The organism is Mucilaginibacter kameinonensis (assembly GCF_003675385.1).
Lineage (GTDB): Bacteria > Bacteroidota > Bacteroidia > Sphingobacteriales > Sphingobacteriaceae > Mucilaginibacter > Mucilaginibacter kameinonensis.
On record NZ_RCWZ01000001.1, the window covers coordinates 748971 to 771368 of the forward strand.

General features: G+C 42.9%; 23 protein-coding genes and 1 tRNA gene. 8 read left to right on the top strand and 16 right to left on the bottom strand.

Features of this window, described 5'->3' with window-relative positions; genetic code table 11:
• Nucleotides 1-61: 61 nt before the first annotated feature.
• Nucleotides 62-487 (bottom strand): GCN5 family acetyltransferase, encoded by a 426-nt coding sequence (locus EAH55_RS03355; protein WP_121808477.1) that lies wholly within the window; start codon nucleotides 485-487, stop codon nucleotides 62-64.
• A gap of 28 nt (nucleotides 488-515) precedes the next feature.
• Complete coding sequence (locus tag EAH55_RS03360; protein ID WP_208644780.1) at nucleotides 516-1133, bottom strand: class I SAM-dependent methyltransferase; 618 nt, start codon at nucleotides 1131-1133, stop codon at nucleotides 516-518.
• Between the two features lie 210 nt (nucleotides 1134-1343).
• On the opposite strand from EAH55_RS03360, the gene EAH55_RS03365 reads away from it, so the two are divergent.
• Both EAH55_RS03365 and EAH55_RS03370 read left to right on the top strand, forming a co-directional pair.
• Nucleotides 1344-1931, top strand: coding sequence for a Crp/Fnr family transcriptional regulator (locus tag EAH55_RS03365; protein WP_112574604.1), 588 nt, complete (start codon nucleotides 1344-1346; stop codon nucleotides 1929-1931).
• A gap of 81 nt (nucleotides 1932-2012) precedes the next feature.
• Nucleotides 2013-2693 carry an alpha/beta fold hydrolase gene (locus EAH55_RS03370; protein WP_121809022.1) on the top strand — a complete coding sequence of 227 codons (681 nt, stop codon included), beginning with the start codon at nucleotides 2013-2015 and terminating at the stop codon, nucleotides 2691-2693.
• Between the two features lie 135 nt (nucleotides 2694-2828).
• Here EAH55_RS03370 and EAH55_RS03375 read toward each other — a convergent pair whose 3' ends face one another.
• The 5 genes from EAH55_RS03375 to EAH55_RS31235 all read right to left on the bottom strand — a co-directional run bounded on the left by EAH55_RS03375 (nucleotide 2829) and on the right by EAH55_RS31235 (nucleotide 6855).
• Nucleotides 2829-3695: an alpha/beta fold hydrolase gene (locus EAH55_RS03375; RefSeq protein WP_121808479.1), complete on the bottom strand. Its 867-nt coding sequence runs from the start codon at nucleotides 3693-3695 to the stop codon at nucleotides 2829-2831.
• Nucleotides 3696-3859: 164 nt separating this feature from the next.
• Nucleotides 3860-4360 (bottom strand): Crp/Fnr family transcriptional regulator, encoded by a 501-nt coding sequence (locus EAH55_RS03380; protein ID WP_208644781.1) that lies wholly within the window; start codon nucleotides 4358-4360, stop codon nucleotides 3860-3862.
• Nucleotides 4361-4519: 159 nt separating this feature from the next.
• On the bottom strand, nucleotides 4520-5560 hold the full coding sequence (locus tag EAH55_RS03385; protein WP_121808481.1) for a methyltransferase: 1041 nt from the start codon (nucleotides 5558-5560) through the stop codon (nucleotides 4520-4522).
• A gap of 156 nt (nucleotides 5561-5716) precedes the next feature.
• Entirely contained in the window at nucleotides 5717-6211 is a 495-nt protein-coding gene (locus tag EAH55_RS31230; RefSeq protein WP_244228087.1) for a sensor histidine kinase, read from the bottom strand.
• On the bottom strand, nucleotides 6178-6855 hold the full coding sequence (locus EAH55_RS31235) for an ATP-binding protein (protein ID WP_244228088.1): 678 nt from the start codon (nucleotides 6853-6855) through the stop codon (nucleotides 6178-6180). The genes EAH55_RS31230 and EAH55_RS31235 overlap by 34 nt, the downstream gene beginning before the upstream one ends.
• 394 nt (nucleotides 6856-7249) lie before the next feature.
• Here EAH55_RS31235 and EAH55_RS03395 point away from each other — a divergent pair, with 394 nt between their 5' ends.
• The gene (locus EAH55_RS03395) at nucleotides 7250-8884 is read left to right on the top strand and encodes an ABC-F family ATP-binding cassette domain-containing protein (RefSeq protein WP_121808482.1); all 1635 of its coding nucleotides are present in this window, start codon (nucleotides 7250-7252) and stop codon (nucleotides 8882-8884) included.
• A gap of 161 nt (nucleotides 8885-9045) precedes the next feature.
• Here the strand turns inward: EAH55_RS03395 and EAH55_RS03400 are convergent, their stop codons facing one another.
• The 3 genes from EAH55_RS03400 to metG all read right to left on the bottom strand — a co-directional run bounded on the left by EAH55_RS03400 (nucleotide 9046) and on the right by metG (nucleotide 11950).
• Nucleotides 9046-9537 (bottom strand): hypothetical protein, encoded by a 492-nt coding sequence (locus EAH55_RS03400; RefSeq protein ID WP_162996736.1) that lies wholly within the window; start codon nucleotides 9535-9537, stop codon nucleotides 9046-9048.
• Nucleotides 9538-9668: 131 nt separating this feature from the next.
• Nucleotides 9669-9740, bottom strand: a tRNA-Arg gene (locus EAH55_RS03405).
• A gap of 137 nt (nucleotides 9741-9877) precedes the next feature.
• A complete protein-coding gene (metG, locus tag EAH55_RS03410) occupies nucleotides 9878-11950 on the bottom strand; it encodes a methionine--tRNA ligase (protein WP_121808484.1) in 2073 nt (690 codons plus the stop codon).
• Nucleotides 11951-12088: 138 nt separating this feature from the next.
• Between metG and EAH55_RS03415 the strand changes: the two genes are divergently transcribed.
• From EAH55_RS03415 to EAH55_RS03430, 4 genes are all read left to right on the top strand, one after another.
• Complete coding sequence (locus tag EAH55_RS03415) at nucleotides 12089-12991, top strand: S66 peptidase family protein (protein ID WP_121808485.1); 903 nt, start codon at nucleotides 12089-12091, stop codon at nucleotides 12989-12991.
• A 294-nt stretch (nucleotides 12992-13285) separates the two neighbouring features.
• On the top strand, nucleotides 13286-14392 hold the full coding sequence (locus tag EAH55_RS03420; protein ID WP_121808486.1) for a ligase-associated DNA damage response exonuclease: 1107 nt from the start codon (nucleotides 13286-13288) through the stop codon (nucleotides 14390-14392).
• Nucleotides 14389-16005, top strand: coding sequence for an ATP-dependent DNA ligase (locus tag EAH55_RS03425; RefSeq protein WP_121808487.1), 1617 nt, complete (start codon nucleotides 14389-14391; stop codon nucleotides 16003-16005). Before EAH55_RS03420 ends, EAH55_RS03425 begins: the two co-directional genes overlap by 4 nt.
• Nucleotides 16006-16067: 62 nt before the next feature.
• Entirely contained in the window at nucleotides 16068-16529 is a 462-nt protein-coding gene (locus tag EAH55_RS03430) for a MaoC family dehydratase (RefSeq protein WP_112574589.1), read from the top strand.
• 226 nt (nucleotides 16530-16755) lie between these two features.
• On the opposite strand, the gene nadD is transcribed toward EAH55_RS03430, so the two are convergent.
• From nadD to EAH55_RS03445, 3 genes are all read right to left on the bottom strand, one after another.
• Nucleotides 16756-17328 carry a nicotinate (nicotinamide) nucleotide adenylyltransferase gene (gene nadD, locus EAH55_RS03435; RefSeq protein WP_112574588.1) on the bottom strand — a complete coding sequence of 191 codons (573 nt, stop codon included), beginning with the start codon at nucleotides 17326-17328 and terminating at the stop codon, nucleotides 16756-16758.
• A 90-nt stretch (nucleotides 17329-17418) separates the two neighbouring features.
• Nucleotides 17419-18000, bottom strand: coding sequence for a guanylate kinase (gene gmk / locus EAH55_RS03440; protein ID WP_121808488.1), 582 nt, complete (start codon nucleotides 17998-18000; stop codon nucleotides 17419-17421).
• 76 nt (nucleotides 18001-18076) lie between these two features.
• Nucleotides 18077-18952, bottom strand: coding sequence for a YicC/YloC family endoribonuclease (locus EAH55_RS03445; protein WP_223818062.1), 876 nt, complete (start codon nucleotides 18950-18952; stop codon nucleotides 18077-18079).
• A gap of 234 nt (nucleotides 18953-19186) precedes the next feature.
• Here EAH55_RS03445 and EAH55_RS03450 point away from each other — a divergent pair, with 234 nt between their 5' ends.
• On the top strand, nucleotides 19187-19996 hold the full coding sequence (locus EAH55_RS03450; protein WP_121808489.1) for a hypothetical protein: 810 nt from the start codon (nucleotides 19187-19189) through the stop codon (nucleotides 19994-19996).
• A gap of 19 nt (nucleotides 19997-20015) precedes the next feature.
• On the opposite strand, the gene rnc is transcribed toward EAH55_RS03450, so the two are convergent.
• From rnc to EAH55_RS03465, 3 genes are read right to left on the bottom strand one after another with little or no spacing between them, the layout of a single operon-like run.
• Entirely contained in the window at nucleotides 20016-20741 is a 726-nt protein-coding gene (rnc, locus tag EAH55_RS03455) for a ribonuclease III (protein WP_112574583.1), read from the bottom strand.
• Between the two features lie 13 nt (nucleotides 20742-20754).
• The gene (gene fabF / locus EAH55_RS03460; RefSeq protein ID WP_112574582.1) at nucleotides 20755-22008 is read right to left on the bottom strand and encodes a beta-ketoacyl-ACP synthase II; all 1254 of its coding nucleotides are present in this window, start codon (nucleotides 22006-22008) and stop codon (nucleotides 20755-20757) included.
• Between the two features lie 20 nt (nucleotides 22009-22028).
• Entirely contained in the window at nucleotides 22029-22265 is a 237-nt protein-coding gene (locus EAH55_RS03465) for an acyl carrier protein (protein ID WP_031266521.1), read from the bottom strand.
• Between the last annotated feature and the right edge of the window lie 133 nt (nucleotides 22266-22398).

Consider the following 22398-nt stretch of genomic DNA (forward strand, 5'->3'; position numbering starts at 1 on the left):
TTGGAACAAGCCTCTGGATGGTAGTCCAGAGGCTTGTTTGTTGACATAATTTAGAAACAACTCAAGACGTTAACCCACGCAAGATTTCTAATCTATTAACTGGAGCATTGGGAGATAAAAAAGCAGGGATGGTATTAGGATTTCTTTTTGGACGACTTAAAAACTCAACCGGCCACTCTGTAATTCTTTGTTCTTTAATATGTATGTATTGCCCTGGTTGGGGCTCATCTATATACTCTTCCTGCAAAATAAGAGCCACTGGTTCTTCGCATCCCGGGTTTGTTTGCGAAAATTCAAGTGCTTCTTCGTGGTTATCAAAAACGTAATAATAATCATCGCCGTCTTCAAGATCGGGCGCGCCATCATGGGGGTGGCACCAAACCCGATATTCTAATACTTCGTCCCAAACATAACCTCCTCCTGATTTGGATATTGCCGGATAAGTGCCTACTAACTCTTCATCTTTAACTTTTGGATATGCTGACATTTTTTTGTGTTAGCCTAATTTAAATGCTTTATTCAGCTTTTCTGCATTTAATTAAAAAGAAGGGGAAGTTTTCAGTCACCTCCGCAATCTCAAACAAACCGGCGTTACCGAATTCAGCAGCGATTGATTCCCGGTCGTAAAAGAACATCCTGACTCCTTCAAAAATCTCGTAACGATCATCGCTGATCAGTTTTCCTTGTCCATAGGTTGGGGCTTCCTTTGATATCGCCGTGAAAACCATGTAGCCATTATCAGTTAACTGATCATAGCAGTCGGCTATCAGTTTCTTTCGTTCGTCGCTGTCAAGTAAATGAATTAAAGCATAACAAAATATCCCATCGTATTGATTTTGATCAAATGGCATATCGGTTACGGAGCCATGATAGATAGCCATATCAGTTCCATAATGCTTTCTGGCCATTTCAATGGCTGTTTTTGATATTTCAATTCCGGTTACGTTAATGCCGTTCTCTCTGAAGATCTTTGCATTCCGGCCATAACCAATGCCGGGAATGAGTATGTTTTTTACAGATTTTTCAACAAAAAAGTCTTTTGTCAATACAGCAGACTTTGATGGTTCAAATCCCCACATTTCCTGCTTTTCCACAAAGCTTTTCTCCCAAAATTCGGGTTTTTCTTTTGTCATAATCATTTCTGTATATGGCCAAATTAGACATTTAACATACACTTCAAAATATTCAGTGATCGTAAAGAATAATTATGGCGCTGAAACAACAAAACAATAACTATTTTATACTTGATTTGTAGCGTGAAGCAAAAGGCTTTTTATGGGAATTGATGTAACAGTACAAAGTATCTGTTCATTTTTTAGCATATTAACTGAAACCATATTTTAATGAAACTCGAATTACCACAATGGTATGGGCAGCTTAAGAAAAAATACCCAATAGTAACCGACCAGGAATGGCAGTTGCTGCATTCAATGGCTGTTGTTAAACATATTAAAAAAGGCGATTCGTTTTTAAAGTATGGGAAAGTGGCACGCTTTTCGGCCTTTGTTATCTCTGGGTTGTTTAAATTTTCTATCCTGGATGACGACGGTAACGAGAAGATCATCAAATTCGGATTCCCCGATGATTTTCTGGCAAATTGTGAAAGCTATAATAAAAAGGCCCCTTCTGCGGTAAGTATTACGGCACTTGAAGACGCGGTGATCTTGAAGATCAATATCAAAAAAATGCAGCCTCTTTACGACCTGCATATAAACCTGCTGCATGTAAACTTGCAGTTATACCAGGAGATACTTGAGCAGCAATCAGAGCACGAGCATATCCTGTCGTTAAAAAGCCCCGCGAGACGTTACCGGTACCTGCTGGAGCGCCGCCCTGCCATTATACAAAAAATTTCGCTTACCAATATTGCCCGCTACCTCTATATCAGCCGGGAAGCCTTAAGCCGGGCAAGGTTATACTTACTAAAATAACCCGGCGGCTTTTGTGACCAGAATCACAAAATAGGTTTATTAGGGGGAATAGCTTTGTTTAAAAAACGGATGAAACAAAGCATGATATTACTCCATGGGTTATTTGGAGGCCTAAGCAACTGGACAGGAGTTGTTAAGCATTTTGAAGATAGATTTGATATTTATATACCCAAACTGCCTATATACGAAAACCCTAAAAACAACCTGGAGCATCTCCTTAATTTTCTTGAAACGATGATCGCATCGGCAGACCTGAAAAATGTTATCCTGGTAGGTAATTCACTTGGTGGGCATATTGCCATACTTTATACTCATCGTCACCCTGATAACGTAGCTAAATTGATATTGACCGGCAGTTCCGGACTTTATGAAAATACCCAGGTTGGCAGTTACCTTAAACGGGGGAATTATGCATACATTAAAGAGAGAGTGGCTACTACATTTTATGATCCCGCTATAGCAACCGATGAGCTTGTGTCTGAGGTGATGCAAATCACTACAGATCCGTTGAAATGCCTGTGCGCTGTCAGAACTGCCAGGTCGGCTCAAAGAGATAATGTGCTTTCGCGTCTTCCTGAAATATCGGTACCTGTTTTATTGATATGGGGCGAGGACGATCAAATTACCCCGCCTCATGTCGCAAATGAATTTAACACCCATTTACTCAATTCAAAACTTGTTATGATTCCCGAATGCGCGCATGCCCCGATGATGGAAAAGCCAGAAACCTTTAATGAAATATTAGGCAAATTTCTTTGTTGACATTAGTCGTATCGTCCCCACAAAAAAGGGCCTTCAGAATTAATCTGAAGGCCCCGGGATGGTCATAGAATTATTACTTTCAAAAGCAATTGCAACAGAATGTGGCCTTGTAAAAGGCTAAATTGATGTTCGCAATTATTTTACGCCATTAAGAAAGTCAGTTAGTTGTTTAACAAACAGGTCGGGGAACTGATATTGTGCTCCATGGTTTGAATCCGGATAAATAATCAGTTGCGCGTCAGGTAAATTTTGTTGCAGCAAAAAGGAGTTGACCGTTGGGAATATAATGTCATTGTGGCCGGTTAACACAAACACAGGCTGCTTAATGGCCTTTAAATAAGTATAATCGCCAGGGTTGATATTGGCCCAGCCTTTAATTGCGGCCGACTGTGCAGGTGCTACCTGTTCGCTGATCTTGCTGTCGCGATTTTCAACTCTGCCATTTTTTACGCGGTTCAGAAATTTATAAGCGGCTTGCTGACTGGTTGTTGTTGGTGAAAACAGGGTTTCCAGTAAGATCTCATATTCTGAAGGAAATTCTTTGGCAAAAATGGCCCAAACTTCAGGCGTAAAATCATCAATCTCGTGCCCTCCGCGCGGGGCTGTACCCAGTAAAATTAGTTTATTAACGAGCTCCGGCCTGTTAAGCGTGAATTGTTGAGCCACCATGCCCCCCATAGAGAAACCCAGCAGATCTATCTTTTCCAAACCCAGCGCGTCAACAAATGCTTCCGCGTCTTTAGCTATGGCCGCTATATTATCTGGTGTTTCTCCTCCGGTGCTCGCTACTCCCCTGTTATTAAAAATGATAATCTCACGGTCCAGCGCCAGGGCGTCCAATACCATGGGGTCCCAGTTTTCCATGGTGCCGGTAAAATGCTGCAAATGCACCAGCGGCAAGCCCGCTTTGTTGCCGAAACGACGGTAAGCGAACGAAGTACCATTTATAGATACGAACTGAGTAGGAACAGTTGATGCAGTGTATTCGATATTAGTTTTCATGATTAAAAAAAATGTTTGAATTATTTGCCCGAACTACCGGGCTACAAAACAAAGGTGAGAGGTAATGGCCTTCGGAAAAGAAGCCATATGACGCAAAATGGCGTTGACATTTGTCACGCTTTTTGCAACAGAAAGAGAATGTTTGGGGGAGAATAGTCCCTTATTTAATCGCGGCGTGTAAAGTCTTTTCGAATACGGCTCAAGGTTTCACGTGAAATTCCCAGGTAAGAGGCAACCATATGCAGGGGAACGCTATTAAACACTTTCGGATACGTTTTTTGGAACTCGAGATATTTTTCTTCTGCCGAATTGCTGATCAATGAAAATATGCGCTGCTGACTGGTTTCGTAACCGCGCGCTAAAAGCTTCTCATTAAATATTTTTACCGCGGGAATGGTTTCTCTTAGCTCTTCCCATTTCTCCTTGGTCCAGATGATAACAGTACTGGCAGTTAAGGCTTCAATATTGTATTCAGAAGGTTTTTCATGATTGTAACTCTCCTGATCGCTAATCCACCAATTCTCTACCCCGAACCTAAGCGTATGGTCTGTTCCATCGGCACTAAACCTGTATAGGCGAAAACAACCGGTTGTAATAAAACATGTGATTTTCCAAACCTCGCCTTCGTGCAGGATAGATTGCCATTTACGTAACTTTCTTTCCATACTTGCAGCTCGGATCAACGCCATCTCTTCGTCAGAAACAGAAACCCATTGGCGTAAGTACTTTTCGAAGACATCAAACATGGTGAGCAAAGCTAACTAAATAGATTGGACAGGGAACATGAAGCGTGTTTACGAATTGTAAAACGTGCCTGCGCGATATTACTTGTAAGCGACAGCCGCGCTTGACGGCCCTGCCAGAGGCAAAAGCATGGTTGATTTAAACCCGGCAATATTCGCCCACTTATTAAAATCGGCAAAGGTATAGTCAAACCCGGTTCCGGTTTCGATAAGCATGTTCAAACTCATCATCAACCCAAAAACGTTTTGTTTCCTTTCATCATCAATAACATTCTCGATGGCTACAAATGCTCCGCCGGCAGGGAGCGCGTCATATGCTTTTCGCATTAAGGCTATTTTGTTTTCCTCGTCCCAGTCATGCAGGATATTTCCCATTACAACCACATCGGCGCTGGGTATTGGCATGCTAAAGAAATCGCCACTGGCGGTATTTACCCTGTCTTCCAACCCAAATTTCTGTATAGAAGCACTTGCAACGGGTTCAACAGGGGGCAGATCGAAAGTTGTACAGCGCATGTGCTCATTATGCTTGGCAACCATAATTGAAAGCAACCCGGCCGAACCGCCCACATCAATCAGTGTTTTATATTGGGAGAAATCAAACTTTTGAGCAAATGCCATAAAGTTGCCCATCTGGATGCCGCTCATGGCGCCGGTAAATTCTTTTAGTTTTTCGGGGTCCTGGTATATCAACCCAAAAAAATCTTCGCTCCTTTTCGCTTCATTTTGCGGCAATCCGGTAAGTAATCCATCGCCCAGGCTTCCCCAAAATGTATATAAACGGTTATTTGCCATTTCAAGAATCCCTCCTATATATGACGGCTTATTTTTATCCAAAAATGTATCCGTATCTATAGTGTTCGAGTAAGTGGCAGTATCCAGAATACCTTCGCGCTTTAAAAAACCAAACGCGGTTAAGGCATCCATAAAATCATAAACATTCCTGTCGGTGCATTTAAGGCCTAAAAGGTCTTTGACGTTTTTGGCCGTCATGGATTTCTTTTCGGCAAGTGTGGTGAATAACTTGAAACTGACAGCAGTTAGCAAGATTTTTGAAGCCCAAAAGCCGGTGCCGATTTTCATAATGTTTTCTGGTGACGGTTGGTTAGGTTGTTGTTCCATTTTCTTAAAAATTATCGGTTTGTAAGTGGTGGTACTTTCAGTAAGCGCTATCCCGGGTGGGATAAAAATTGGTCACTTAAAAATACAGCGATTTTATTTAAGAATGAAGGAGTTAGGTATTTAAAAAGAGGGTGTATATAAGAGAGCGAAAAGAGATTAATCCACCTTCGCCGGAATAAAAATAAAAAAGCTGGAACCCTGCCCAAAGACACTTTCAAAGCCAATACTACCGCCCTGGCGTTCTATAAATTCTTTACACAACAATAAACCCAGGCCAACACCTTTCTCATTGTTGGTGCCAAATGAAGGATCTGATGTTACCCGGAAAATATTATGTTGTTCTGTTTCGGTTATACCTTTTCCATTGTCGCTAACGGTTAGTTTAGCCTTACCGGCCAATCCTTGGGCCTGTATTGTGATATCGCCTCCTTTTGGAGTGAACTTGATGGCGTTATTTACCAGGTTGCGTACTACCAGTTGCAGCATATCGGTATCGGCAAATACGGTTATTTTATCATTAATATCGTAATTCAAAGCTATACCTTTTTTTACGGCCAGCATTTTTTCCAGGTCAAGCGTGCTCTTTAACACCGAAGCAAGGTTTACCTCCTGTAAGTTTACCGTAGCCGCTCCATTTGCGATTTTGTCCAATAGAGCAGATTGGTAAGCATTTGCATGGTGTTATTGGTGGCGGCAAGCAAATCTTTTTCTAATACCAATCGTTGTGTATTGTCAATTTGGGTTTCGTTCAGCAGTTCCAGGTAACCCTGTATGTTGATGAGCGGTGCCCGCATATCATGCGAAATGATGGACATCAACTTGTTCTTCTCCGCGTTACTTTGCTCCAGCAAGCCTTTTTGTAGTGAGATCTCTTTATTCCTTAACTCAACAATAACCCTTTCTTTATCATAACTACGTTTAATGAAGCTGATAATGAAATAAATGGCGATCACCGGTAACGGAAACGCGGTAATCCTGTCGATAAACTGTCCTTTTCCTGCAGTAAAGGGATATTGAACCAAAGCGGGATATTGGTATTCCACCATGTGCAGTATCACGAAGGCCGTTATATAGATCACTAACCAGGTTAAATAGTGCCTGTAAGGCGAAATGGCGAATAGCATCAACAAATAAGCAGGCCATATTAAATCGGTAGAGCCATTGATGCCCGAATTGGCAAAATAATTAACAGAAAAAAGAAGCAGACCAGTTAAGCCAAATACAATATTGTTATGCTTTTTACCGTGATACCGGGAATAGTAATATTGATAGAAAAAGAAGCAGGCAATTACCAAACAGGATAGCGCCGCAACATACAACCCTGCGAAAATATTATAAGGTATATAAAAGCAAGCCAAAACTATAGCACAGATACTTATAGAATGAAATATCCTGCTCTCTAAACTGAAACTTGACGTTTCTCCCGTTAGCTCAAACCAAAAAGCGCTTAATTTTTTAATGTCGAGATAGTTGTATACCGCTGATTATTTCTATTGCATGGGCTGGTCGCGATTTGCGGCGTGTAAACCATTTGGCAAAATACAAAAAAAATTAAATTTAGTTTAAGGGGTAAAGAAAAGTTAGTCCCGACCATATAGCGCAAACATAGCCTGACCGCATCCCTTCATTCTCCTGCCGTAATTCTGTGTCTTTCACTTATCTTTGTGCAAAATTCAATATTACCATACAGTGATTAATGTTAATAACATCTCCGTTTCATTTGGCGGAACCACCTTATTTAGCGACGTAACCTTCTCAATAAACGAGAATGATAAGATAGCCCTGATGGGTAAAAATGGCGCCGGCAAGTCTACCATCCTCAAAATCATTGCAGGTGCGGCAAAACCTACTACCGGCAACGTAACCGGCCCCAAGGATGCCGTAATTGCATATTTGCCGCAGCATTTGCTCACTCATGATAACGTAACCGTTTTTGAGGAAACGATGAAAGCTTTTGATGAGGCCAACCAGATGCAAAAGGAGCTGGACGAAGTGAATGAGCAGCTCAACATTCGCACCGATTACGACAGCGACGACTACATGAAGCTGATTGAAAAGGTATCGGAACTGAGCGAGAAAGTTTATTCGCAGGAAGAGGTGAATTATGACGCAGAGGTTGAAAAGGTATTGAAAGGTTTAGGCTTTGAACGAAAAGACTTTACCCGCCAAACTTCCGAGTTTTCGGGCGGTTGGCGCATGCGTATCGAGCTGGCCAAAATTCTGTTAAAGAAACCGGACCTGATCTTGCTGGATGAACCTACTAACCACATGGATATTGAGAGTATACAATGGCTGGAAGATTTCCTGGTTAACTCGGCCAGGGCAGTTATGGTTATCTCCCACGACCGTACTTTTGTTGATAACATTACCAACCGTACCATTGAGGTTACCATAGGCCGGATCTATGATTATAAGGCCAAATACACACATTATCTCCAATTGCGTGCCGAGCGTAGGGTACACCAACTGAAAGCCTACGAGGAGCAGCAACGTTTTATTGCCGATAACCAGGAATTTATAGACCGCTTCAGGGGTACGTACTCAAAAACATTGCAGGTACAGTCGCGCGTGAAAATGCTTGAGAAGCTTGAGGTCATCGAGATCGATGAAGTGGATACCTCTGCGTTGCGATTGAAATTTCCGCCATCGCCACGTTCTGGTCAGTACCCGGTAATGGTTGAAGACCTGACAAAAACCTATGGTGATCATGTGGTGTTCAAGAACGCAGCCATGGTGATTGAGCGGGGCGAAAAAGTGGCTTTTGTTGGTAAAAATGGTGAAGGTAAATCAACCATGATCAAAGCCATCATGGGCGAAATAGATTTTGAAGGAAGTTTAAAAGTTGGTCACAATGCCAAGATCGGCTACTTTGCCCAAAACCAGGCCTCGTTATTAGATGAGAATTTAACCGTATTTGATACCATCGACCAGATCCCATTGAGTGATGGCACAGTAAAGATCAAGGATCTTTTGGGCGCGTTTATGTTCAGCGGCGATGATACCACCAAAAAAGTCAAAGTACTTTCAGGGGGCGAAAAAACGCGTTTGGCCATGATCAAGCTGTTGCTGGAGCCTGTAAACGTGCTCATCCTGGATGAGCCTACCAACCATTTGGATATGAAAACCAAGGATATCATCAAAGATGCCCTTAGAGATTTTGACGGAACGCTGATCCTGGTATCCCACGACCGTGATTTCCTTGACGGACTGGTGCAAAAAGTATTCGAGTTTGGCAATAAACGCGTCCGTGAGCATTTTGAGGATATCAAAGGATTTTTAGCTTATAAAAAGATGGACAGCTTAAAGCAGATTGAGCAGGGGTAAGATAGGTGCATTTTGCATGAAAAATAAAAGCCTGCAAGTGTTTGACTTGCAGGCTTTTATTTTATAGTGTTCTTTATCCCCTCCCCCCCCCCAAAGTATCCAATTTTTTATGGGTGATTTGCACGAGCTGAAAAAATGAATATTGGTCTTTTTTAAAGAAATTATGGTGCAGGATAATATTCAAAAGCTTTCTTTTTGTAATCCCAAATAATAAGAAAATCATTATCATCTGAATACGCCTTACCATTACGGTCTGTAAATCCTATCGAAAATAAATCTGTGTGCTTTTTCAGTTCCTTGGCTAATTTAAACCCATGATACCCTTTAACCTCATTTTTTAATTCTGCTTTTCCTCGCGAATTAAAAAAACCTTTGGAATCAATTCTGTAAAGAGTATCTAATTTATGACCGTTCTCTTTAACAACCAACAATGTTGTCAAAACAACATTCGTATATTCATTATTTTCCTTTACGTATATATACCCCAACATTTCGCCAGACTTCCCTTTCAATGATCTAATGCATTTGCATCCTTTTAATATTGCAAAAGGATCTACCTGAAATAACCGGCTTTTAGCTGAAACACCAGCAAAGCAATTAAGTATCAAACAACCAATGATAATTCTTAAAGTCGTCCTTTTTGATATAGTCATTGTCTTTTATATTAATAATTATGTGTGTGTAACATAAGTCGCAAGGTTCGAGTAACTCCAATCCAACTTAAACAAACTTCTCCCCATAACGTAAAAAAGCCAGTAATTATAAAAAATTACTGGCTTTATCGTGGTCCCGACGAGAATCGAACTCATATCTAGAGTTTAGGAAACTCCTATTCTATCCGTTGAACTACGGGACCGTTTAAAAATCAGCCCGAAAAGGCTGATCTTTTATTTAGTTTGCAAAGGTGCAATTTTTCAATGAAAAATCACACCTTAAAATTCAAAATTTAAAGCGGGCTTCATTTGCACATCTGCACATTTGAAACCTGCACATCTATCTAATTACCGCGCCGTTGTGGAAATCTTCGGTTGGGGCAACAAAGCTTAGCTTGCCTTCGCTGTTTTCGGCCATCAGGATCATACCTTGCGATACAATGCCTTTTATCTCCCTCGGTTCCAGGTTTACCAGGATACTCACTTTTTGGCCGATGATGTTTTCCGGCTCATAGTATTCGGCAATGCCCGATACTACGGTGCGCTCATCGATGCCGGTATCAATAGTCAGCTTCAGCAGCTTTTTAGTTTTTGCAACTTTCTCAGCAGCCAAAATGGTACCGGTGCGGATATCCATGGTGGCAAAGGTTTCGTAATTAACGTTTTCCTTTGCAGGCTGCACATCGGCAGATTTTGGCGGAATGGCGGCGGCTTTTTTATCTGATAATTTTTTAAGCTGGGCTTCTATCACATCGTCTTCTACCTTTTCAAATAATAGCGCTGCCGGGTTTAACTGGTGACCATTGTTGAAATACATTTCCTGATCATAAGCTATCGGCTCGTTAGGCAGATTAAGCATGGTAATGATCTTTTTAGCAGTAGCCGGTAAAAACGCCTGTGCCGCGGTTGCCAAATGACCAATCAACACCAAACAGTTGTGCAATGCTTCTTTGGCAGCGGCAGGATCTGTTTTGATGGTTTTCCAAGGCTCTTTCTCGGTCAGGTAGCGGTTACCTAAACGGGCCATGTCCATTACAGCCTGTAAAGCCTGACGGTAGCGGTAAGCTTCGAGGTTCTTCTCTATCTCGTCGTAATATTCGCCAATACCGGTGCTCAGGCTTTCGTCGGTAAATTCAATCCTGTCGGTATCCGTCTCAATTTTACCGCCGTAAAACTTATGCATCAGTATCATTACCCTATTTACGAAGTTACCCAGGATGGCCACCAGCTCGTTATTTACACGGGCCTGGTAATCTTTCCAGGTAAACTCGCTGTCGCTGGTTTCTGGCAGAATAGATGTTAGCACATAACGTAGCTCATCCTGTTTACCCGGAAACTCTTCCAGGTATTCGTGCAACCAAACCGCGTGGTTGCGTGAGGTTGAAAGTTTATCGCCTTCTAAATTCAAAAACTCGTTAGCCGGCACGTTTTGAGGCAAAATATATTCGCCGTGCGCGTGCAATATAGAAGGGAAAATAATACAGTGGAACACGATATTATCCTTGCCGATAAAATGCAGCAAACAAGCGTCATCCTGTTCATCAGCCTGTTTTTTCCAGTATAATTTCCAGTCTTTTTTATTATCAATAGCCCATTGCTTGGTGGCCGAAATGTAGCCGATAGGTGCATCCATCCACACGTAAAGCTTTTTGCCTTTGGCCTCGGCTAAGGGCACATCAATACCCCAGTCAAGGTCGCGGGTCATGGAGCGTGGTTGCAAGCCCGATTTTAGCCATGATTTACACTGGCCAAAAACATTCACTTTCCAGCTGCCTTCCTTCTCGTCAATCCATTGCTCCAACCATGGCTGGTATTTATCTAACGGCAGGTACCAATGCTTGGTCGATTTCAATACCGGAGTTTTACCGCTCAGAGTTGAGATCGGGTTGATCAGGTCGGTTGGGTTGAGTGAAGTACCGCAACGCTCGCATTGGTCGCCATAGGCATTTTCATTGCCGCAATTTGGGCAGGTGCCAATGATATAACGGTCGGCCAAAAACTGCTGAAAATCTTCGTCAAAATACTGATCAGAAAACTTCTCAATAAACTCGTCTTTTTCATACAGGTTTAGGAAAAACTCCTGGCTCAGCTCATGATGAATAGGCGACGAGGTGCGATGATAAATATCAAAAGCGATCCCGAACTCTTCAAAACTCTCTTTTATTTGCTTGTGATATTTGTCGATAATAGCTTGGGGCGTAGTATCTTCTTTTTTGGCTTTGATGGTAATGGCCGCGCCATGCTCATCCGAGCCGCATATATACACTACATCCTTCTTTTTTAGCCTTAAATACCGCACAAAAATATCTGCCGGAAGATATGCACCGGCAAGGTGACCAATATGTAAGGGGCCGTTGGCATAAGGCAGGGCCGATGTAATGGTGAATCGTTTATATTTGTTGAGTTGTGACATTAAATATCGCCTTGGTAAATAGTGTGCAAAGATAATTGATTTAAGTGGGAAAAATGCCCGAACCATGATGCTCATGATTTAAGGATTTCCTGATTTTTTGTCTCTTATTATCAAGGTAATCGTTCAATCTTTAAAATCATGGTTCAAACTCACCCACCTTACCTTAAAAAAGGCGATAAAATTGCCATTACTTGCCCGGCAAAAAAGCTGCCTAATCCTATGACAGATGCCATTGCGCTGTTGCAAAGCTGGGGATTAGAAGTTGTATTAGGCGATACGGTGGAAGCTTCGTTTCACCAATTTGCAGGCGATGATGATTTAAGGGCGGCCGATATGCAGCGCTTTATTGATGATGACAGTATTAAAGCCATCATAGCTGCTCGCGGAGGCTACGGAACCGTGAGAATGATTGATAAAGTTGATTTCAGTCGCTTTGCACAAAACCCTAAATGGCTCATCGGTTTTAGCGATATTACAATATTGCATTCTCACCTGTTTACCAACTACGGTGCGCAAACCATACACGGGCAAATGCCGGTTAATATCCCGGATGCGTCCAAACATTCGATAGATACTTTAAGGCGGGCCCTGTTTGGCGAAGAGTTAAGCTATGAATTTACAACACACGATACTAACAAGCCCGGCGAGGCTACAGGCATTATAATCGGCGGTAATTTATCCCTACTGTTAGCATCTGCCGGTTCAGTATCTGATTTAGATTATACAGGGAAAATTCTGTTTATAGAAGATGTGGGCGAATACCTTTATTCGGTAGATAGAATGCTGCGAATGTTGGACAGGGCCGGTAAACTAAAAAAACTGGCAGGCCTGGTAGTAGGAGGCTTTACCGATATTAAAGATAATGACATCCCCTTCGGCCAAACCGTGCCGCAGATAGTGATGGATATTGTAAAAGGCTATGATTACCCGGTATGTTTTGATTTCCCGGCAGGGCATATCCCGGATAATAATAGTTTAATATTAGGACGCGAGGTTGGATTGCAAGTAGATGAAAAGCAGGCGAGGTTGTGGTTTAAGTAAACGAATTTAAAATCCTCTCTTCAAAAGGTAGTAGCCCATAAAAAGGTAATTCCCTCCCTTGGCAAAGTAATAGGCCATGAATTGAAAATTCCCTCCCTTGGGAGGGGTGCGTTAGGATCGCAAGTTGGCAGGGAGGGGTTTATACGCCATTTAGCGATTAACCCAGTCGATGAAACCCCTCCCTACACCCTCCCAGGGGAGGGAATCACACAGCCCCTCGCTTTTTGATTTCTTTGCTCCCCCCTTTAGGGGGCCGGGGGGCAAACCAATTTGCTTATCAGTAGTTTATACATCATGGCCAAAAAACCGCTGCTTGAATTTACTGACAGAGGAATTTACTGTGCGCAGGGCAAATTTTATATCGATCCCTGGAAACCGGTTGATGATGCTGTGATAACCCATGCCCATGCCGATCATGCTTATTGGGGGCATAAACACTATTTAGCGCATCATCTGTCACGCGAGGTGTTGTTGTATCGCCTTGGCGAAATCAACCTCCAAACGGTTGAGTATGGTGAAACCGTACTAAAGAATGGTGTAAGCATATCGCTATATCCCGCAGGGCACGTAATTGGTTCGGCACAGATCCGGGTTGAATACAAAGGTGAGGTTTGGGTGGTTTCAGGCGATTATAAAGTGGAAAACGACGGTATCTCCACCCCTTTTGAACCGGTTAAATGCCATCACTTTATTTCCGAGTGTACGTTCGGTATGCCGGTTTATCAATGGAAACCGCAGGTACAAACATTTAACGAGATCAATAGCTGGTGGCGAAATAATATCGATAACGGGCTGGCTACAGTGATCGTAGGTTACTCATTAGGGAAAGCGCAGCGCATCCTGCAGAATCTCGATCTATTTAACGGCAAGGTTTATACCCATGGTGTTATCGAAAATACCAATGAAGCTTTGCGCCGCAATGGTGTGCTGTTAAATCCAACAGAACGGATCACACAGGAGAGCTCGAAGGAAGAAGTGAGGAAAGGCATTATTATAGCGCCGCCCTCATCGGTGGGCACGCCATGGATGCGCAAGTTTCAGCCTTATAGTTTTGGCTATTGCTCGGGCTGGATGGCTATCCGCGGAGCTAAACGCCGTCGTGCTGCCGATAGGGGATTTGTCCTGTCTGACCACGCTGACTGGGACGGCCTCATCAGTGCTATTGACGCCACGGGCTGTGAGTGTGTTTATCTTACCCACGGCTACACCGCCACTTTTTCAAGATATTTAAGTGAGATAGGTTTTAACGCACGTGAGGTGCATACGCTTTATGGTGGCGAAGAGGAAGATACCTCACCTCAACCTTCATCAGAAGAAAGGGAGCCTGAAACCTATGATAAATCTTCAAGTGAAGTCTCCCCTCTCGGGGGAGATTTAGAGGGGGAAGGAGGTATCTCATGAAAGCATTCGCGCAACTCTTTTTATCGCTTGACGAAACCAACAAAACCAATGAAAAGGTTAAGGTATTAAAAGACTATTTTAATACCGTGCCCGATACTGATAAGATGCACATGCTTGCCCTTTTTACTGGTCGGCGGCCCAAGCGGCAAATCAATTCAACACTTGTTCGTAACTGGGCTATTGAGGCATCGCACATTCCCGCCTGGTTGTTTGAGGAAAGCTATCATGTAGTAGGCGATTTGGCTGAAACCATGGCTTTGTTGATGCCGCAAAGCAACGCGAGCAGCAGCAAAACCCTTACCGAGTGGATAGCCGAGATTAATGCTCTTAACGATAAAACAGAAGAAGAAAAAAAGGAGTGGCTGATGGAGTCGTGGGCGATGCTGGATAATCAGGAGCGCTTTGTGTTTAACAAGCTGCTTACCGGTAGCTTCAGGGTTGGCGTATCACAAAATCTGGTGATTAAGGCATTGGCTGATATCTCCGGATTGGAACCCGCTGTACTTACCCATCGTGTAATGGGCAGTTGGCTGCCCGAAACTTATCAGTTTTCGCAGCTGATGGAAGAACAGGATGCCGCGGCAAATATTTCACGCCCCTACCCTTTCTTTTTAGCTTATCCAATACAGGAAACATCCGAAAAGCAAAAAACACCCGCCGAAGTAGGTATTGCCCTTGGTGATGCCGCCGACTGGCAGGCCGAATGGAAATGGGATGGCATCCGGGCGCAAATGATAAAGCGGGGCGCTGAAATTTTTATCTGGAGCCGGGGCGAAGACCTCGCCACCGAAAAGTTTCCTGAACTTCACCCTTTCCTGAACGGGCTGCCCGATGGTACAGTGATTGACGGAGAAATCCTCAGTTTTCAGAACGGTTTACCTATGCCTTTTAATGTGCTGCAAACCCGTATCGGCCGGAAAAACCTGAGTAAAAAGATCCTGGAAGAAAGCCCCGTTGCCGTGATAGCTTATGATTGCCTGGAGTATAAAGGCGAGGATATCCGCTATAAAACTCAAGCCGAAAGACGGGAGATTTTGGAACATTTACAGGCCGAAACGCAATACCCCGAAATATTTCGAATTTCGGCGTTGATTGGCTTTGAAACCTGGGAGCAGCTTGGTAGCATCAGGGAGCAATCGCGCGCTATGATAGCCGAAGGGATTATGCTGAAGCGTAAAAGCGCCGCTTACCAGGTTGGTCGTAAACGAGGCGACTGGTGGAAATGGAAGATCGACCCGCTATCGGTTGATGCCGTAATGATCTATGCTCAAAAAGGGCACGGTCGCCGGGCGGATTTGTATACCGATTATACCTTCGCTGTTTGGGATGGCGATAAGCTGGTGCCTTTCGCCAAAGCCTACTCGGGCCTTACGGATGCAGAGATCAACAAGGTTGACTATTTTATAAAACGCAACACCATCGAAAAATTTGGCCCCGTACGTACCGTAAAGCCAGAATTGGTGTTTGAAATAGGCTTTGAAGGTATCAATAAATCAACCCGGCATAAATCGGGTATCGCGTTGCGTTTTCCGAGGATCTTGCGATGGCGGCATGATAAGCCCAAAGAAGAAGCCGATACACTTGAAAGTCTGAAAGCTTTACTGGGCGAATAACTGGTTAGATTTTATACCTTTGCGGCTTCAAAACAGAACACCCTAACTATCATTAAACCAGTATGATTGTAATTAATAATTTTCAGGAGTTTGAACAGCAGGTAGGCAATGACCTTGGTGTATCATCATGGCATACTATTACGCAGGAGCAGATCAATAAATTTGCTGATGCTACGCTTGATCATCAATGGATTCACACCGACCCTGAAAGGGCTAAAACTGAAAGTCCTTTTAAATCAACCATAGCACATGGCTATCTTACGCTTTCGCTCATTCCTCACCTGTGGAAAGAAATCGTAACTATAGGCAACCTGAAAATGGAAATTAACTATGGGATCGAAAACCTGCGTTTTGCCCAGCCGGTATTAGTTGATAGTGAGGTGCGCCTGAAAGTAAAGCTGGCTGGTTTGTTAAACCTGCGTGGCGTGATCAAAGCTACCATGAGCATCGAAATGGAAATAAAAGACCAGCGTAAGCCTGCCTTCAGCGGCGATGTTGTGTTTTTATATCACTTTGTGGATTAAGAAATTACTTCGTATTTCTATACACCCGTCATTGCGAGGTACGAAGCAATCCCCGACTTTACAGAGTGGCTATGCATGTGTCCCTGTGCAGTTCGCGATTGCTTCGTACCTCGCAATGACGCTTTTCGTTCTCCGCTTGGCCGTGTCCTCACGGTCAACTTGCATGTAATAAAAAGCGCCCGTGAGGACACGGACGCTGGGGTATTTTATAGATAAGGTACTTCGACTACCTGTACAAACTCTTACTCTCAATAAATTTCAACACCGGGTCAGGTACAAAATATTGTACATTCTTTTTTTCGGCGAGGGATTTGCGGATGAAGGTTGCCGACAGCTCCATGAGCGGCGTCATGGTAATGGTAACTGATGGATGATCGGCCAGTTCGGCATTTTCGTAGCCTGGGCGCGGATATACAAAAATGCGGTAATCGCGTAGGATAAGCTTATAATTTTTCCATTTATGTAACGTGCCCAGATTGTCAGACCCCATTATCAGGGCAAACTCGTGTTCCGGGTATTTTTCTTTTAAATGGGCAAGGGTATCAATGGTATATGATGGCTGTGGCAGTTTCAGTTCCACATCGCTTACGGTAATATTGGTTGCGTTATCCGTAGCTAACCGAGCCATTTCCAACCTGTCGTAAGTGTTGATCAGGTCGCCATATTTTTTTAGCGGATTTTGGGGTGATACCACTAGCCATACCTTATCAAGCGAGGTATGGTTTGCCATATAATTAGCAATTATCAAATGCCCTATGTGTATAGGATTAAACGAACCAAACAGTAAGCCTATTTTCATGTAGTGCCCCCTAACCCCCTAAAGGGGGAATTAAAAGTTTTGTAGATTAAATAGTCCCGGTGTGCAAGATGAGTTTTTTGCACTCCCCCTTTAGGGGGCCGGGGGGCCAATAAACGCGCTCACTAAATCCTCTGCCTCTGTGCAAGCCGTTTCAAGATCGTAATTTTTGAGTATAATATCAAATTGCGGAGCGTATTTAAGTTCTTTTTCTGCCTTGGCAAAGCGTTCTTTCAGTTTTTCTTCGCTATCGGTACCCCTGCCGGTCAATCTTTCAATTAAAACCTCAAGTGATGGGGGCTGAACAAATATAGCCAGTGCCTGGGCGCCATATTTACGTTTAAGGTGAAGTCCGCCTTCAACGTCGATATCGAATATTACTGTTTTGCCTTGCGCCCAAATGCGCTCAATTTCGGTACGGAGTGTACCATAAAAAGTACCGGTATAAACCTCTTCAAATTCAACAAATTGTTTTTTTGCAATACGGTGCAAAAACTCTTCCTTGCTAATGAAATAGTAGTCCTGCTCATGCACTTCATCGCCGCGGCGCTCACGCGTGGTAGCCGAAATGGAAAATTCAAGCTCAGGGATTTTCCCCAGCAAATGATGTACAATTGTTGTTTTACCAGCACCCGACGGAGCCGAAAATATGATGAGTTTACCGTTTTGGCTCATAGCTTATAGTTCATGGTTCATAGCTGGTTATAGTAATGAAATTAATCCATGAACTATGAACCATTATCTATGAACTTTACAATACGTTTAACAGTTGTTCTTTAATTTTTTCAAGCTCTTCTTTCATGCCTACTACCAGTTTCTGGATGTTGGCATCGTTGGCTTTTGAGCCTAATGTGTTGATCTCACGACCAATTTCCTGCGAAATGAAGCCCAGTTTTTTACCGTTTGCGTCGGCATTTTTCAGGGTTTCTATAAAGTATTCGCAATGCGCTTTCAGCCTTACCTTTTCTTCGGTAATATCAAGCTTATCAATATAGTAGATCAACTCCTGTTCAAAGCGATTTTGGTCGATAGCTTCGCGGCTCGCCGCTTCGGCTAAGAATGTGTCCAGGCGCTCGCGAATTAATGGAACCCGTTTAGGGTCTTCCAGTTCAACAAGCTCCAGGTTTTTCAAAATGGTGCTGATGCGGCCTTTAATTTCCTGTTCAATAACATTCCCTTCCTGGGTGCGGAATTCCTGGAAAGCAGCCATGGCCTGTTGAAAAGTTTTCTCAACAGATTTCCACTCATCTTCGGATATGGTATCTTCTTCGTATTTTACAACTTCAGGTAAACCTAATGCCAGTTCAAGTAGGTTGCCGCCTGGCTCGCCAAGTTCTTCACTTACGGCTTTAAGTTGGTTATAGTAATGTTTTAGCAGATCTTTATCAATACCTGCAGCTTTTACCGCCTGACTCGCCTGCTCGGTGTTAATAGATAAATTAACTTTACCGCGTTCGATGAGTTTACTGCAATCGGTACGCAGCTGAAACTCTTTTTCGGCAAAAATCTTCGGTAAACGAAGCGATAATTCTAAAAATTTGCTGTTCAGGGATTTAACCTCTACGGTATATTTTGTATTGCCGGTATCAAAACTGGCAATTCCATACCCTGTCATGGATTTTATCATGCGCAAAGATAGTAATTTTAGAGATTAGTGGTTGGAGGTTAGAGATTAGTGTTTTCCACTTGGAAAAGGCGTATCGGGACATCGACATTGATGGTTAAAGTTTGGCGTTAGCTTCCTGGGCGTTTCGAAACAAACCTCTAATCTCTATCCTCTAACCACCAATGCGAAGCCCTTTAACACTTTTTCACATTTGCTGTAAAATAGAGTTCCTATATTTACGTTCAATTATCACTGATGCGCAACTATTTATACCTGCTTGTAACAGGCGTTCTATGCCTTATGTCCGTTTATGCTTCTGCTCAGGAATTTACGGTAAAGGGTGTTATCTCCAAAAAGGTGACCAATGAGCGTGTAGGACAAGTTTTTGTTAAAGATCTGAATACCAAAACACTGATACTTAGTGACGATGTTGGCTGGTTCAGCATAAAAACCCGCGTTGGTGATACTTTGCTTTTCTCCCGGGATGACTACACCCCACAAAAAGTAGTGGTTTTGAATAACAGCGATATGCCTGTTTACATGCAGCCAATAATCAAGCTTGATGAGGTAAAAGTTGTTGGCCAAACTAAAAGGCAGGAGATAAACGAGGTTTTGAGAGATTATAAGAAACAAGGTAGTACTTACGATGGAAAGCCGCCCGTGTTATCTTTCCTGAGTAACCCGGTAACTGGTCTTTACGAGCTTTTGGGTACAACTCCCAATCGCGCACGCCGTTTTGCCCAAAACGCCCAGAGCGAACTGGAACAGGCCGAAATTCATAAACATTATAACATTCCGTTCGTGAAGCAGTATACCGGCCTGGCTACAGACAGCCTTGCCCGTAAATTCATGAATTACTATACGCCTACCTATAAGGATATCAAAGCCTGGACAGATTATGACCTGATTAAGCATACTATCCGGGCGTATGAGTATTATAAAAACAGCAGCGAAAAAGATAAGCTGGAAAGGTTAAACAGCCCGACATTCATCGTGCCCGATTCAACTGTAAAGCTTGGCGAAGGCCCTGTACAGCTTAAAAAAGAGAAACAACCGCCTCTTTAATTAATAAAGTTTTTTTGAATTAGATCCCTAAGGCTTCGCAGGCTTTTTCGGCAGCAAGTTTTTCAGCATTCTTTTTGCTGAATTCCTTGCCCGAGCCCATTACTTCGCCATCTACGTTAGCCTGTACAGTGAAAAGTTTGGTGCTTTCGCCATCCTGGTTAGTTACCAGTTCAAAAATAATATCGCGACCATGGCGTTGGCACCATTCAATGAGTTTGCTCTTGAAATTGGTTTCAGTTTGCTCCAGCGTGTGGATATCAATATGTGGTTTTATGATATGATTGATCAGGAAGTTTTTGGTAAAGTCGTACCCTTTATCCAGGTAAACTGCACCAATCAGGGCCTCAAAAGCATCACCCAATAATGAACCCTGCCTGCTTGAGTTAAGCATACGGTTATCATATTCAATGAGTTTATCAAAGCCAAGTTTTTTACCGAGCGCGTTGAGGTTTACGCGGCTCACTATTTTTGAGCGCAATTCGGTCAGGAAGCCCTCATCTTCATAAGGGTATAATTTGAAAAGTACTTCGGCAATAACACTGCCCAATACAGCATCACCCAGAAACTCCAGGCGCTCGTTGCTGTTCTTTACCCCCTTCTTAATGTTTTGCGCTACCGACTTATGGCGAAAAGCCATGCGGTATAAAGACAAATTGCCCGGCACGAAGCCGAGCAAATTCTTTAATATTTTAACATATTTCCGGTTAGGGGATATATATAGTTTGTAGAACCGATTGATAGGCATCAAATTACCACAATTAATCTTCGTATTTTCTAAATATTACAGAAGCATTGTGGCCGCCAAAACCAAATCCATTGCTCTGCACCGTCCTTATATCGCGTTTTTGAGCGGTATTGAAAGTAAAATTGATCTTTGGATCAAAGGCAGGATCGTCGGTAAAGTGGTTAATGGTTGGTGGAATGATACCATGTTTCAATGCCAATATCGAAGCAATAGCTTCAACCGCGCCGGCAGCACCTAAAAGGTGACCTGTCATTGATTTGGTTGAACTGATGTTGATACGGTAGATATCTTCGCCAAACACGTCCTGTATCGCTTTAACTTCCTGCGGGTCACCGATTGGGGTTGATGTTCCGTGAACGTTCACATAATCAATATCGGCAGGGGTTAAGTTAGCATCTTCAAGGGCTGCACGCATTACATAAGCAGCACCCAGGCCATCGGGGTGAGGGGCTGTCATGTGGTAAGCATCGGCACTCATGCCGCCACCCATCATTTCGGCGTATATTTTAGCGCCGCGGGCTTTAGCATGTTCTAACTCTTCTAAAATAATGGTACCAGCACCTTCGCCGGCCACAAAACCATCCCTGTCCAGATCAAACGGACGTGATGCCGTTGCCGGATCATCATTACGGGTTGATAATGCATGCATAGCGTTAAAACCACCAATACCGGCTTCGTTGATGATAGCTTCAGAACCACCGCTGATAAACATATTAGCTTTACCCAAACGGATATAGTTAAATGAATCTATCAGTGAATTGTTTGATGAAGCACACGCAGAAACGGTAGTGAAGTTAGGGCCACGCAAACCATATTTAATAGAAATATGGCCAGGGGCTATGTCGGCTATCATTTTAGGGATGAAGAACGGGTTAAAACGTGGTGAACCATCGCCTTTTGCAAAGGCCATAACCTCGTCAAGGAAAGTTTTTAAACCACCAATGCCCGAACCCCAGATAACACCTATACGGCTGGTATCCAGTTTCGAAAAATCTAATCCCGCGTCTTTTACGGCCTCTTCTGTTGAATATAAGGCGTATTGTACAAAGGGATCCAATTTACGGGCGTCTTTACGGCCCAAAAAACCATCCGCGTCAAAGCCTTTTACTTCGCACGCGAACTTAGTTTTGAATTTTTCGGTATCAAAACTTTTAATCAAGGCAGCGCCACTTACTCCATTGATCAATCCGTTCCAGTAATCTGTAACGGTGTTACCAATAGGAGTAAGTGCTCCAAGCCCGGTTACTACAACTCTTTTAAACTCCATTTAATCCAGTTAGGGAGTTCTTATTTAACGTTTTTTTCAAGGTAAGCAACTGCCTGGCCAACAGTGCCAATAGTTTCAGCCTGATCGTCAGGAATAGCCACGTTAAATTCTTTTTCAAACTCCATGATTAATTCCACGGTGTCTAACGAGTCGGCACCAAGATCATTGGTGAAACTCGCTTCTGGCGTAACTTCACTTTCGTCAACACCCAGTTTTTCTACGATAATAGCTTTTACTCTTGAAGCGATATCAGACATAGTCTTTATAGTTTAATGATTAATAAAAATTCAGTGCAAAGAAAAATAAATTCTGTCAATAAACAAATCTAAAACTTTTACAATATAATTCTCTAAACAAAATTTTATTGAAACAGTTTGTATTAGTAATTTT